Annotated in this window: 16 protein-coding genes; 11 read left to right on the forward strand and 5 right to left on the reverse strand. The window is 28.4% G+C overall.

Going from position 1 to position 13,751, the window contains the following annotated elements:
* Positions 1-158 precede the first annotated feature (158 nt).
* The 5 genes from jag to rpmH form a co-directional block, all read right to left on the reverse strand.
* On the reverse strand, positions 159-875 hold the full coding sequence (gene jag / locus GFJ41_RS16310) for an RNA-binding cell elongation regulator Jag/EloR (RefSeq protein ID WP_025161512.1): 717 nt from the start codon (positions 873-875) through the stop codon (positions 159-161).
* Entirely contained in the window at positions 847-1,554 is a 708-nt protein-coding gene (locus GFJ41_RS16315; protein ID WP_025161511.1) for a YidC/Oxa1 family membrane protein insertase, read from the reverse strand. The genes jag and GFJ41_RS16315 overlap by 29 nt, the downstream gene beginning before the upstream one ends.
* Positions 1,555-1,599: 45 nt before the next feature.
* Positions 1,600-1,821, reverse strand: a complete 222-nt coding sequence (gene yidD, locus GFJ41_RS16320) for a membrane protein insertion efficiency factor YidD (RefSeq protein WP_035118300.1) — start codon at positions 1,819-1,821, stop codon at positions 1,600-1,602.
* A 50-nt stretch (positions 1,822-1,871) separates the two neighbouring features.
* On the reverse strand, positions 1,872-2,219 hold the full coding sequence (gene rnpA, locus GFJ41_RS16325; RefSeq protein ID WP_021428044.1) for a ribonuclease P protein component: 348 nt from the start codon (positions 2,217-2,219) through the stop codon (positions 1,872-1,874).
* Positions 2,220-2,302: 83 nt separating this feature from the next.
* Entirely contained in the window at positions 2,303-2,437 is a 135-nt protein-coding gene (gene rpmH / locus GFJ41_RS16330; RefSeq protein WP_021428024.1) for a 50S ribosomal protein L34, read from the reverse strand.
* 569 nt (positions 2,438-3,006) lie between these two features.
* Between rpmH and dnaA the strand changes: the two genes are divergently transcribed.
* The 11 genes from dnaA to GFJ41_RS16385 all read left to right on the forward strand — a co-directional run bounded on the left by dnaA (position 3,007) and on the right by GFJ41_RS16385 (position 13,619).
* On the forward strand, positions 3,007-4,335 hold the full coding sequence (gene dnaA / locus GFJ41_RS16335; RefSeq protein ID WP_170075875.1) for a chromosomal replication initiator protein DnaA: 1,329 nt from the start codon (positions 3,007-3,009) through the stop codon (positions 4,333-4,335).
* 240 nt (positions 4,336-4,575) lie between these two features.
* The gene (gene dnaN / locus GFJ41_RS16340) at positions 4,576-5,685 is read left to right on the forward strand and encodes a DNA polymerase III subunit beta (protein WP_021428071.1); all 1,110 of its coding nucleotides are present in this window, start codon (positions 4,576-4,578) and stop codon (positions 5,683-5,685) included.
* A gap of 125 nt (positions 5,686-5,810) precedes the next feature.
* Entirely contained in the window at positions 5,811-6,017 is a 207-nt protein-coding gene (gene yaaA / locus GFJ41_RS16345; RefSeq protein ID WP_021428116.1) for a S4 domain-containing protein YaaA, read from the forward strand.
* Between the two features lie 14 nt (positions 6,018-6,031).
* Positions 6,032-7,150: a DNA replication/repair protein RecF gene (gene recF / locus GFJ41_RS16350; RefSeq protein ID WP_021428113.1), complete on the forward strand. Its 1,119-nt coding sequence runs from the start codon at positions 6,032-6,034 to the stop codon at positions 7,148-7,150.
* Positions 7,151-9,052, forward strand: a complete 1,902-nt coding sequence (gene gyrB, locus GFJ41_RS16355; RefSeq protein ID WP_021428094.1) for a DNA topoisomerase (ATP-hydrolyzing) subunit B — start codon at positions 7,151-7,153, stop codon at positions 9,050-9,052.
* An 18-nt stretch (positions 9,053-9,070) separates the two neighbouring features.
* The gene (gene gyrA / locus GFJ41_RS16360) at positions 9,071-11,494 is read left to right on the forward strand and encodes a DNA gyrase subunit A (RefSeq protein ID WP_170075876.1); all 2,424 of its coding nucleotides are present in this window, start codon (positions 9,071-9,073) and stop codon (positions 11,492-11,494) included.
* A gap of 75 nt (positions 11,495-11,569) precedes the next feature.
* Positions 11,570-11,851: a YtxH domain-containing protein gene (locus tag GFJ41_RS16365; protein ID WP_021428009.1), complete on the forward strand. Its 282-nt coding sequence runs from the start codon at positions 11,570-11,572 to the stop codon at positions 11,849-11,851.
* A complete protein-coding gene (locus GFJ41_RS16370) occupies positions 11,851-12,108 on the forward strand; it encodes a hypothetical protein (protein WP_021428029.1) in 258 nt (85 codons plus the stop codon). The genes GFJ41_RS16365 and GFJ41_RS16370 overlap by 1 nt, the downstream gene beginning before the upstream one ends.
* A 15-nt stretch (positions 12,109-12,123) precedes the next feature.
* The gene (locus tag GFJ41_RS16375) at positions 12,124-12,435 is read left to right on the forward strand and encodes an STAS domain-containing protein (protein WP_021428059.1); all 312 of its coding nucleotides are present in this window, start codon (positions 12,124-12,126) and stop codon (positions 12,433-12,435) included.
* A gap of 3 nt (positions 12,436-12,438) precedes the next feature.
* Positions 12,439-12,846 (forward strand): ATP-binding protein, encoded by a 408-nt coding sequence (locus GFJ41_RS16380; RefSeq protein WP_025161508.1) that lies wholly within the window; start codon positions 12,439-12,441, stop codon positions 12,844-12,846.
* Complete coding sequence (locus GFJ41_RS16385) at positions 12,846-13,619, forward strand: SigB/SigF/SigG family RNA polymerase sigma factor (protein ID WP_021428091.1); 774 nt, start codon at positions 12,846-12,848, stop codon at positions 13,617-13,619. Before GFJ41_RS16380 ends, GFJ41_RS16385 begins: the two co-directional genes overlap by 1 nt.
* Positions 13,620-13,751: the final 132 nt, after the last annotated feature.

Genomic DNA, 13,751 nt, shown 5'->3' on the forward strand with positions numbered 1-13,751 from the left:
ATAATATATATCTAAAATTTAAATAAGCTCTATATAATATAATATCATGGTATATCGCTTAATCTTCATATATTTAAATTATTTCCTCAATCTAACTATTATATAAAAATTTTTTCAAAAATAAAACCCCCTATATATTTAGGAGGTTTACTTTAATTCTATTTTTTATACTCTATTACAAGTCTTCTATATGGATCTACACCTTCACTATGAGTTTTTACAAACTTATCATTTTGAAGAGTTGAATGAATTATTCTTCTCTCATATGGATTCATATAATCTAACTTTTTAGTTTTTCTTGTTTTAGCAACTTCTCTAGCTACTTTGTTTGCATATCTTATTAAAGATTCTTCTCTTTTTGATCTATAATTTTCTATGTCAATAAGCACCTTAAAGTGTGAGTCTTTTTTTACTTTGTTTAAAGCTAACCCTGCTAAAAATTGAATAGAATCTAAAGTTTCTCCTCTTCTACCAATTAATATTGCAGCATCTTTACCTGTTATATTAACTTTAACAACATTTTTTTCTTGATTTACATCAACTTGAGCTTCCATATTTAAGTTGTTAACTATATTTAATACGAAATCTCTAACTACATCTGACTCTTTTAATGTATCTTTGCTTTCTTCTTTTTTGTCTACAATAGTGATTTCTTTTTCTCTTAATGGTTGTTCTTTTGAAACTGGAGCTTCTATTTTTTCCTTAACAGTTATTTTAAAAACTCCATCTTTGTTTCCTATTAATCCCAAGAAACCTTTTACCGGCTCTTTTACAACCTCTACATCTATGTCTTCTCTATTTACTCTTAATTGTCCTAAAGCTTGTGATATAGCAATATCAATGTTTTTACTTTTTATTTCTAGGCTTTGTTTCATCTACTACACCCTCCCCAGAATTAGCAAGCTTAGTTCTCAATGGATTCATTATTAAGTAGTATTGAGCTAATTGGAATAAGTTACTTACTGTCCAATATAACGCAAGACCAGCTGGGAAACTTATACCCCACCAGAACATCATGAATGACATGAAGTATGTCATAAACTTCATAGATCCTTGTTGTTGATCTTGTGGCATAGTTAACTTTTGAGTTATAAATGTTGTTACCCCTGCTAATACAGCTATTATTAATGTTTTATCTGGTGATGATAAAGATGTCATCCATAAAAATCCTGTATCCGCAGCTTTTTGTGCAGCAGCATTTTGGAAAACATGGTATGTAACCGGCTGTCTTAATACATTATAAAGACCTATTAATATAGGAAATTGTATTAATAATGGTAAACATCCTGACATCGGATTTATTTTAGCCTCTTGGTAAACCTTCATTATTTCTTGATTTTGCTTTTCTGGTTTACTCTTGTATTTTTCTTGTATCTCTTTTATTTTTGGTTGAATATCTTGCATAGCCTTCATAGACTTTGTTTGTTTTATAGTTAATGGTAATAATATTACTTTTACAACTATAGTGAATAAAATAATAGCCCATCCATATTCAATTCCAAAATCTAATATAAATTTAAGAACTTGACCTAATAAGTTACTAATAAAATTCAATTCTAATACCTCCTAAAGTGTCTTTATCTTTACTTTACAACATAATTACTTTAGAGGATCATATCCTCCAGGATGGAAAGGGTGACACTTTAATATTCTTCTTATGGCTAAATAAGATCCTTTTAGTGCCCCATATTTTTTTAAAGCTTCTATCGCATACTGAGAACAAGTTGGATAAAACCTACACGTAGGTCCTTTTAAAGGAGATATGTGTTTTTGATAAAATCTTACTATATATATAAAAACTCTAGTTAAATAATGGTTCATATTATTTAATAAGTTATATAATTGCTTCAATTTAATCCCCCATATCCTTATTAACCTTTTAATAGTTTAGACTTTTTTACCAAGCTCATAACCGATTTCTCTATATCTCTATACTCAGCATCTTTGCTAGCTACCCTAGCTATGAACACTAAATCATATCCATCTTTTATATGCTCATCACAGTTTAACCTAAAACCTTCTCTTATTCTTCTTCTAACCTTATTTCTAATATTAGCTTTTCCAACTTTCTTAGAAACAGAAAATCCTACTCTATTAAAGTCTGATTTATTATCCAGTATATACATTACTAAGTATTTATTTGCAAAAGATTTGCCGTGTTTGTATACTTTTCTAAAATCAGAGTCTTTTTTTATACCTTTAGTATTCTTGAAATCCATACTAAATCCTCCTAAAAACACAGCTTAAATTTATAATTTTTTACACAAAAAGGCTACTTTTCAGCAGCCCTTTTATAAAAAAATTAATGAGTTAATCTCTTTCTTCCTTTAGCTCTTCTTCTTTTAAGAACATTTTTTCCGTTAGAAGTTTTCATTCTCTTTCTAAATCCATGCTCTTTCTTTCTTTGTCTTTTCTTTGGCTGATAAGTTCTTTTCATTTTTTGCACCGCCTTTCAAGATTAATTTTCCGTTTATAAAAATAATAACTTTACCCTCAAAGTAAGCATAACACGTACAATTATAAATCCTTTTAGGCTTATTGTCAACGTATTTTTGACGTTGTTTTGTCAAGATTTAATAGTAAAAAATGATAGTTAATTTTGTTGACATATTTATCAACAAGTCGTTAAATATGTGGATAAATTGTATATAAATTATTGAAGTTTAGCATATATTCTGATATTATAAATATACTTGTTGATAATGTTTATAAATATTATTAACATTTTAAATTTATTCACAAGTTGTGGATAAAATGTGCATAACTTATTGTGTAAAAGATAATAATCAAGTTATAAACTATATTTTATTATTATTGATATTATTTATAACTTTATATACATATTGTTCATAATTTCTATAAATTATCAGCTATTTTTTATTTTTTACAGTTTATCCACATGTTTATCCATATTTTTTTTGCATAAAATTATATTTTTTAAATAAATACTAAATTTGTTAATAACTTTGTGGAAATTGTTAATTATTTTGTTCGGAGGTTTAAATTATGGATATAGTTTCTTTATGGGAAAAAACTCTACAGCTTATAAAAGGCGAGTTATCACCCCCAAGTTTTAATGCTTTCTTTAAGCAAATAAAACCATTACAAATACAATCAAATACTTTAATATTATTAGTTCCAAATGATTTTACAAAAGGAATACTTGAAGATAGATATTTAAATCTAATAGAAAGCTCTGTAAATCAACTTTCATTAAAAAAACATAATATCAAATTTGTTTTAAGCGAAAATGAAGTAAAAGGTTTAGATAAAGACCAACAACTAGATGATGATAAACAGATAAGAAAAAAATATCCAAATCTAAATCCTAAATATACTTTTGACACATTTGTTATTGGAAATAGTAACCGTTTTGCTCATGCAGCTTGTGTTGCTGTAGCTGAAGCTCCTGCAAGAGCTTACAATCCATTATTTTTATACGGTGGCGTTGGACTTGGAAAAACACATCTTATGCACGCAATCGGGCATCATATAATGGAACAAAAAAAAGATCCAAAGGTAGTTTACGTATCATCTGAAAAATTTACAAACGAGCTTATAAACTCAATTAAAGATGATAGAAATGAAGAATTTAGAAATAAATATAGAAATGTAGATGTCCTTTTAATAGATGATATTCAATTTATTGCAGGAAAAGAAAGAACTCAAGAAGAGTTTTTCCATACATTTAACTCATTACATGAAGCAAACAAACAAATAATAATATCTAGTGATAGACCTCCTAAAGAAATACCTACTTTAGAAGATAGACTTCGTTCAAGATTTGAAATGGGGCTTATAACTGATATTCAAGCTCCAGATTTTGAAACTAGAATGGCTATATTAAGAAAAAAAGCTCAAATGGAAGATATAGATGTTCCTAATGAAGTTACAGTATACATAGCAAAAAATATTAAATCGAATATAAGAGAATTAGAAGGCGCGCTTACTAGAGTTGTTGCTTATAGTTCCCTTACTAATAGAACTATATCTTTTGAATTAGCTTCTGAAGCTTTAAAAGACATCATTACTACTTCTAAACATGAAGAAATTACAGTAAATAGGATAAAAGAAAAAGTTTCTTCTGTATTTTCTTTAAAAATGGAAGACTTTAATTCTAAAAAGAGAACTAGATCTATTTCTTACCCTAGACAAGTTGCAATGTACTTATCAAGAGAGCTTACCGATTTATCTTTACCTAAAATAGGTGAAGAATTTGGAGGAAGAGATCATACTACTGTAATACACGCTCATGATAAAATTTCTAAGGATATTGAGAATAACGAAGATTTTAAAGAAAAAGTAAACAAAATAATACTAGATTTAAAGGGTTAACTTATAAACATTTGCATGTGGATATCACGTTAATTAAATGTGCATATTTTTTTTCTAATAAAATATATACAATTTATTCTACAAAAACACACAAAGATATTAACATTTTTTACACATGTTGATATCTTTGTATTTATTTTGATTGAGATACTTATCCACATTATACACAGCACCTACTATTATTACTACTATTTTTTCTTATTTATTTTTATATAAAACAAGCCAAGGAGGTTATCCACAATGAAGATAATTTGTAATCAAAAAATACTAGCTCATAAAATAAGCATTGTTCAAAAAGCTATTAATGGAAAAACAACTTTAGAACTTTTAAAAGGGATATTATTAACAGCTAAAGAAGGAACTTTAAATTTAACAGGATATGATTTAGAAATAGGAATAGACACTCATATACAAGCTGAAATAGTAGAAGAAGGGGAAATAGTAATAAATGCTCGTTTATTTGGAGATATAATAAGAAAATTACCAGATACTTTTGTTGAAATAGAAACAGATTCTGATAACAATGTATACATAAATTGTTTAAACTCAAGATTTAAAATAAAAGGGGATTCAGCTGTTGAATATCCAAGATTACCAGATGTAAACGAAAATGACTTATACAATATTCCTCAAGATTTACTAAAAAATATGATAAAACAAACAGTTTTTGCAATATCTCAAGATCAAACAAAACCAATATTAATGGGAGAGTTACTAGAAATTGTTGGTGGAAATATAAGCTTGGTTGCAATAGATGGTTATAGATTAGCTGTAAGATCTAGTGAAATTGATAATATGAGTAATAATACAAAAGTTATTATCCCTGGAAAAACACTTCATGATGTAAATGGACTACTTTCATCTGAAGATGATGCTATTCAATTAGGATTTGATGAAAAAAATGCAATATTTATAATCAATGAAACTAAAATTATAACTAGACTGTTAGATGGAGAATTTATAGATTATAAAAAACTTCTACCTAGAGAATATGGAGTTAGAGCAAAAGTTAATACAAAAGAATTATTAAATAGTATAGAAAGAGCTTCACTATTATCTCAGTCAGAGAAAAATAATTTAATAAAATTATCAATAAGAGATAATTCGATAGCAATAACTTCTAATACTGAAAAAGGAAATGTTTATGAAGAGGTTTCTATAGAACTAGAAGGAGATTATTTAGACATAGCTTTTAATTCAAGATATTTCTTAGATGCTTTAAAAGTTATAGATAGTGAGGAAATATTTATAGAATTCACTACAAATGTAAATCCATGTATAATAAAACCAGTAGATGGAACAAAATATACATACTTATTACTTCCTGTAAGAATATCATCTAATATATAGATTAAAATTAAACCCAACTGAAAAAGTTGGGTTTTTATGATATAATATATTTTTGAATATATGTTAAAACTTAAGATAATAAATTAAATTAATATATATTTGCTATAATAAAAGGAGGAAGAAAAATGATAGAAATCACTATAGATTCTGAATTCATAAAATTAGATCAATTCTTAAAACTAGCTGATATTGCATCTACAGGTGGACATGCTAAATTTTTAATTCAAGAAGGTCTAGTAAAGGTTAACGGAGAAATAGAAACTAGAAGAGGAAAAAAATTAAGATCTAATGATATAGTAGAAGTTGAAGGCAATACAATAAAAATACTATAAAAGGGGTGCCCTTTGTGTATTTAAAAGGCTTAAATTTAATCAATTTTAGAAATTATGAAGCTCTTTATTTAGAGTTTAATCCCAAAATAAATTTACTTATAGGTAAAAATGGACAAGGAAAAACAAATATTGTAGAAGCAATTTACTTATTATCATTTGGAAAGTCTTTTAGAACAAGTAAAGATAAAGAAATGATTAGATTTGATAGTGAAAATTTATATATAGGTGGAAATTTCACAAAATATAACAGAAATAGTCTAATAGAAATTGGAATTGGTAAAAATAACAAAAAGGGAATTAAAATTAATAAAATAAGCATAGAAAAAATATATGAATTATTAGGAAATCTAAATGTAGTTATTTTTTCTCCTGAAGATTTAAGGTTAGTCAAAGAAGGACCTAAAGAAAGAAGGTCTTTTATAGATAAAGAAATAAGTCAAATTATGCCTAAATATTATAATTACCTTACAAATTACAATAAAATACTATTTCAGAGAAATAAATTACTAAAAAGTAACTATGTCGACATAAATTTAATAGAGGTTTATGACGAGAGTTTGGCGAAGTATGGTAGTTATATATATATTTTAAGAAGAGATTTTATAAAAAAAATTGCATCTATATCAAGTGAAATGCATAAAAATCTTACTAATAATTTAGAAGATTTATCAATAAAGTATAAAAATCAATTAAATATTAATGATGAAGACACTGTAAACACTGTGTATGAAAGATTTATTGAAAAACTTAAATCTGGACATCAGCATGATATAGAAACTAGAACTACTAGATATGGAGTCCATAAAGATGATTTATCAATTTATATAAATGAGCTAGATGTTAGACTATATGGATCCCAAGGTCAACAAAGAACAGCATCTATTTCATTAAAGCTTTCAGAAATAGAGTTGATAAAAAACGAGGTAGGAGAGTATCCCATTTTGTTATTGGATGACATTTTCAGTGAATTAGATGAGACTAGACAAAAACTTTTAGTTGATAATTTAGATAAAGTTCAAATGTTTATAACGACAGCTGAAGCTTCTCATAAAAAAATATTTAGCACTGAAAATACTACTATTTTCAACATTGAAAAAGGAAATGTAATTAGTATAGAGAATGGAGGAAACTAGATGAAACAAGAATACGGCGCAAGTCAGATACAGGTCTTAGAAGGATTAGAACCTGTTAGAAAAAGACCTGGTATGTACATAGGGTCAACAGGACCTAGAGGTTTACATCATTTAGTTTATGAAGTCGTGGACAACAGTATAGACGAAGCTCTAGCTGGATATTGTTCAGACATATATGTTTCTATAAATGAAGATGGAAGCATATTAGTAAAAGATAATGGTAGGGGTATTCCAGTAGAAGTTCATCCTAAGACTGGAAAATCTACACTAGAAACAGTTTTAACTGTACTTCATGCTGGAGGAAAATTTGGTGGTGGAGGCTATAAAGTTTCTGGAGGTCTTCACGGAGTAGGTATTTCTGTAGTTAACGCATTATCAGAGTGGTTAGTTGCAGAAGTTCACCATGATGGAAAAATCTATCGCCAAAGATATGAAAAAGGAGTTGCGACTTCAGAAATAAAAGTTGTTGGAGAAACTAAAACAACAGGAACTACAATAACATTCAAACCTGATGCTACTATATTCGACGAAGTTGAATATAAGTATGATACATTAGAACATAGATTAAGAGAATTAGCATTCTTAAATAAAGGTGTTAATATAGTTCTAGAAGATAAGAGAGAAGATCAAGAAAAAACAAAAAAATTCCACTATGAGGGTGGTTTAAGAGAATTTGTTAAACATCTAAATAAAACAAAAACAGGAATTCATGATGATATAGTTTATATAGAGAAAAAAGTAAAGGACTACATGGTTGAAGTAGCTTTACAATATACTGACGGTTATACAGAGAACATATATTCTTTTGCAAATAATATAAATACTCACGAGGGTGGTACTCACTTAAGTGGATTTAAAACTGCTATGACTAAGGTTGTAAATGATTATTCAAGAAAAAATGGAATATTAAAAGAAAAAGATTCAAATCTTTTAGGAGAAGATATAAGAGAAGGTCTTACAGCTGTTATATCTATAAAACTTCCAGAGCCTCAGTTTGAAGGTCAAACTAAAACTAAATTAGGAAATACAGCTGTTAGAGGTGTAGTAGATAGTGTAACAGTTGAAGAGATAGGCTCATTCTTAGAAGAAAATCCAACAACTGCTAGGATAATAGTAGATAAAGCTTTAAGAGCTCAAAGAGCTAGAGAAGCTGCTAAAAAAGCAAGAGAGTTAACTAGAAGAAAGAGTGTACTAGAAAGTACATCTTTACCTGGAAAATTAGCTGACTGTGCTGAAAAAGATCCTTCAAAAAGTGAAATATTCTTAGTCGAAGGGGATTCTGCCGGAGGTTCAGCAAAACAAGGAAGAGATAGACACTCTCAGGCAATATTACCACTAAGAGGTAAGATACTTAATGTTGAGAAATCTAGATTAGATAAAATATTATCATCAGATGAAATAAGAAATATGATAACTGCATATGGATGTAGCATAGGTGATGATTTTGACTTAGAAAAAGCTAGATATCATAAAATTGTAATAATGACCGATGCCGATGTCGATGGAGCTCATATAAGAACACTTTTACTTACATTCTTCTTTAGATATATGAGACCTCTTATAGAGAATGGTTATGTTTATATAGCACAACCACCTTTATATAAAGTCAAAAAACAAAAGAAAGAATACTATGTATACTCTGATCAAGAGTTAAATACTTTATTAGAGCAACTTGGAAGAAGTGGAATAGAGCTACAAAGATACAAAGGTCTTGGAGAGATGAATGCAGAGCAACTTTGGGAAACAACTATGAATCCTGAAACAAGAACTTTATTACAAGTATCTATAGAAGATGCATCTATGGCAGATGAAATATTCTCAATGCTTATGGGTGATAAGGTTGCTCCAAGAAAAGAATTTATAGAAGAAAATGCAAGATATGTTAGAAATTTAGATATATAAGAGAGGGGATGAGTGTTAATGGATGAAAATAATAGAATACTCCCTATTGAAATAGGTCACGAAATGAAAAAATCGTATATTGATTATGCGATGAGTGTTATAGCTGGACGTGCCCTACCAGATGTAAGAGATGGACTTAAACCAGTTCATAGAAGAATATTATACTCAATGAGTGAATTAAATTTAACACCAGATAAACCATATAGAAAGTCTGCCCGTATTGTTGGGGACGTTCTAGGTAAGTATCACCCACATGGAGATACTGCTGTTTACTTTGCAATGGTAAGAATGGCACAAGATTTCTCTACTAGAGGTCTTTTAGTTGATGGACATGGTAACTTTGGTTCTGTCGATGGAGATTCACCAGCTGCAATGCGTTATACTGAAGCTAGAATGAGTAAATTAGCTCTTGAATTATTAAGAGATATAGATAAAGAGACAGTAGACTTTACACCAAACTTTGATGAATCTTTAAAAGAGCCATCAGTTTTACCATCTAGATTCCCTAACCTTTTAGTTAATGGATCTAATGGTATAGCAGTTGGTATGGCAACATCTATACCACCTCATAACTTAGGTGAAGTAATTGATGCTACAATACACCTTATAGATAATGAGGATTGCAGTATTGAAGATTTAATTCAATTTGTACAAGGTCCAGATTTCCCAACTGCTGCAATAATAATGGGTAAAGAAAATATAGCTGAAGCCTACAGAACAGGAAGAGGTAAAGTTAAAGTAAGAGCTAGAGCATACATAGAAGAGCTAGCTAAAGGAAAGCAACAAATAGTTGTAACTGAAATACCATACCAAGTAAATAAAGCTAAGTTAGTTGAAAAAATAGCTGAATTAGTTAAAGATAAGAAGGTTGAAGGAATCTCTGATTTAAGAGATGAGAGTAACAGAGATGGTATGAGAGTAGTTATAGAGCTTAAGAGAGATGCGAATGCAAACATAGTTTTAAATAAGCTTTATAAACATTCTCAGATGGAAGATACATTCAGTATAATAATGCTAGCATTAGTAAATGGAGAGCCTAAAGTTTTAAATCTAAAACAAGTTTTATATCACTATGTTCAACATCAAAAGGATGTAGTAACTAGAAGAACTCAATTTGATTTAAATAAAGCTGAAGCAAGAGCTCATATACTAGAAGGATTAAGAATTGCATTAGATAACTTAGACGAAGTTATAAAGCTGATAAGAGGATCTAAAACTACTCAAGAAGCTAAGGAAGGTTTAATCAATAGGTTTAATCTTTCTGATTTACAAGCTCAAGCAATACTTGATATGAGACTTCAAAGACTTACAGGGCTAGAAAGAGACAAGATAGAATCGGAATATGCAGAATTACTTAAAAAGATAAATAGATTAAGAGAAATTTTAAGTGATGAAAGACTTCTTATGAATGTTATAAAACAAGAATTAACGATAATAAAAGAAAACTACTCAGATGATAGAAGAACTGAAATAAAACATGCTGAAGGCGAAATAGACATGAGAGATCTTATAGAGAATGAGGAAGTAGCAGTAACTCTAACTCATTTTGGATACATAAAGAGAATGCCTATAGATACATATAAGAGCCAAAACAGAGGTGGAAGAGGTATTTCAGCTCTTACTACAAGAGAAGAAGACTTTATAAAAGAGTTAATAACTACTCATACACATAGTAGATTATTATTCTTTACAAACAAAGGTAGAGTTTATAGATTAAATGCATATGAAATTCCAGAAGCTAAGAGACAAGCTAAAGGAACAGCTATAGTTAACTTATTACAGTTAAATAGTGATGAAAAAATTGCTACTATGATATCTATAGACGATAATAGTGAATCAGAATTCTTATTATTAGCTACTAAAAAAGGAATAGTTAAAAAGACTAAGCGTGAAGAATTTAAAAATATAAATAAATCAGGTCTAATAGCAATAGGTTTAAGAGAAGATGATGAACTTATTGGAGTTAAAGTGACTGATGGTAGTGAAGATGTTATATTAGTTACTCAAGGTGGTATGTCTATAAGATTTAACGAAAATGATATAAGACATATGGGAAGAACTGCTATGGGTGTTAAGGGTATAACTTTAAGTAATAGTGATAAAGTTGTATCGATGAACCTTTGCAGTGAAGGAACTGAATTGTTAGTTGTTAGTGGCAATGGTTTTGGAAAAAGAACATCAATAGAGGAATATAGATCTCAAATAAGAGCAGGTAAAGGTATAAAGACTTATAATATAAACGATAAAACAGGCGAGATTGTCGGAGCTCAAATGGTTAATGAAGATGATGAGATGATGATCATAAATTCAAATGGAGTATTAATAAGACTTAGAGTAAATGAAATATCTTTATTTGGAAGAGTTACTAGTGGTGTTAAGCTAATGAAAACTGATGATGAAGTTAATGTAGTTTCAATTGCAAAGATAGAGATGGAAGAATAGGGTATACAAACCCTATTCTTTTTGCATAATTATATATATAATATTTATATAAAGTAAGAAAGGAGTATTAATATTATGAGTAAAAACAAGGGAAAAGTTTTTTTACTAGGATCGATAATAGGATTTTTACTTGGTATATTCTTAGCACCTAAAAAAGGTTCTGAGTTAAGAAAAGAAGCTAAGGATAAAATGGAAGAAATAAAAGAAAATCCTAGAGAAGTTTTAGATGGAACGATTCAAACTGTAAAAGACAAGATTACAACTATAGTTGACGATTGTGATGTTAACGATATAAACATAGTTGAAGATGAAATAATAATAAGCAAGACTTTTGAAGATGAGGGAGATAATGTATAATGGATGCAGTAGGATGGCAGATAGGAGCTATTTTATTTGGTGTGTCAGTACTAATAATTGCTATATACCTAGCAAAGCTAATAAATAGTACAACTAAAGTTGTTGAAAAAGCATACAAGATAGTAGATTATAACGAAAGACATATACATGACACTATAGAAAATGTTGCAGCAATTACAAAAAGTACAGAAGATATTGTTAGTTTAGCTAGTGGTGTAACTAATATAACTAAAGCATTTAGATTTTTTAAAAAGTAATAAGGAGGTAGTACGATGTCTGTAAATATAGAGTCGAAACTAGATAATAATTTTTGGAATGTAGATATAAATGGAGAGTTAGATGTAGCTGGAGCTGATAAAGTAAAAACACATTTAAACAGCTTAATAGAAGAACAACCAGTAGACATAAAAATGGATTTTACTAATCTAGAATACATAGATTCAACAGGATTAGGAGCATTAATAGGAGTATTAAAAAGATTAAAAGTTAATGATAAGGATATATATGTATTAAATGCTAGAAAAAATGTTAAGAAAATTTTCAGTATAACAGGTCTAGACAAAATATTTAAAGTGGAGGGATAAGTTTTGGATTTAGAAACTATAAAAATGGAAGTTACATCTAATCCAGAATATGTAAGCATTATAAGATTAACAGTTTCTGGAATAGCAAATAAAATTGGATTTTCTTTAGATGATATCGAAGATATAAAAGTAGCAGTATCAGAAGCATGTACAAATGCTATAAAGCATAGTTTAGATGATAAATTTTTAGTTCAATTTTCTGTATTAGAAAATGGATTAACAATAGAAGTAGAGGACAAAGGAACAGGATATGATGTAGAATCTCTACAAGAGCCAGATTTAACAAACCCAAAAGAAAGCGGATTAGGCTTATTCATAATAAAGACATTAATGGACGAGGTAAGTACTATATCTAATAGCGATGTTGGGACTAGAGTTAAAATGACTAAATATTTAGGAGTTGGTATTTAATGAAGAATGTAGCTAATGCTACAAGCTATATGGATATGGAAACCAAAGAGCTGTTTAAAATATATAGCAATGACAAAAACGTAGAAATAAGAAATATTCTGATAGAGAGACATATGTATTTAGCTAATATACTAGCTAAAAAATATATTAATAAAGGTGTTGAATTTGATGATATTTTTCAAGTTGCATCTTTAGCTTTAATATATGCAATAGATAGATATGATATTGAAAAAGGATATGAATTTTCAAGTTTTGCAACACCTACTATAATAGGGGAAATTAAGAAATATTTTAGAGATAAAGTTTGGACAGTAAAAGTACCAAGAAGAATTCAAGAATTAAGCAAAAAGATAAGTGAAGCTAAGTTATTCTTAGAGCAAAAGAATAAACAAAGTCCAAAAGCTATTGATATAGCAAATTACTTAGACTGTACAGAAGAAGAAGTACTAGAGGCTATAGAAGCATCATATGGATATCAACCTATGTCTTTAGATGCATCTAGTAATGATGATTCAGATGATAAGGAAATAACATTAAAAGATAAAGTTGGACAAGAAGAAAATAGTTTTGGAAATATAGAAAATATGGACTTTATTAATAAGTTTATAGAATCTCTAAATGAATTAGAGGTTAAGATATTTAAAGATAGATTCTTCTTGGATAAAACACAATCAATTATAGCAAAAGAGTTGGAAATATCACAAATGACAGTATCAAGACTAGAAAGAAAAATCATAGAAAAGTTAAAGAAAGAATATGAGAAAAACTCATAAAAATAAAAAATAAAATAAAATTTTAAAAAACTGTTGACTTACTGTTTAATTCATAGTATAGTATTACTTGTCCTTAAGAAAAGGGCAAAACAAAAATGAACTTTGAAAATTAAACAGTAGGTTAATTATAAA

It is taken from the genome of Paraclostridium dentum (assembly GCF_012922555.1).
GTDB lineage: Bacteria > Bacillota > Clostridia > Peptostreptococcales > Peptostreptococcaceae > Paraclostridium > Paraclostridium dentum.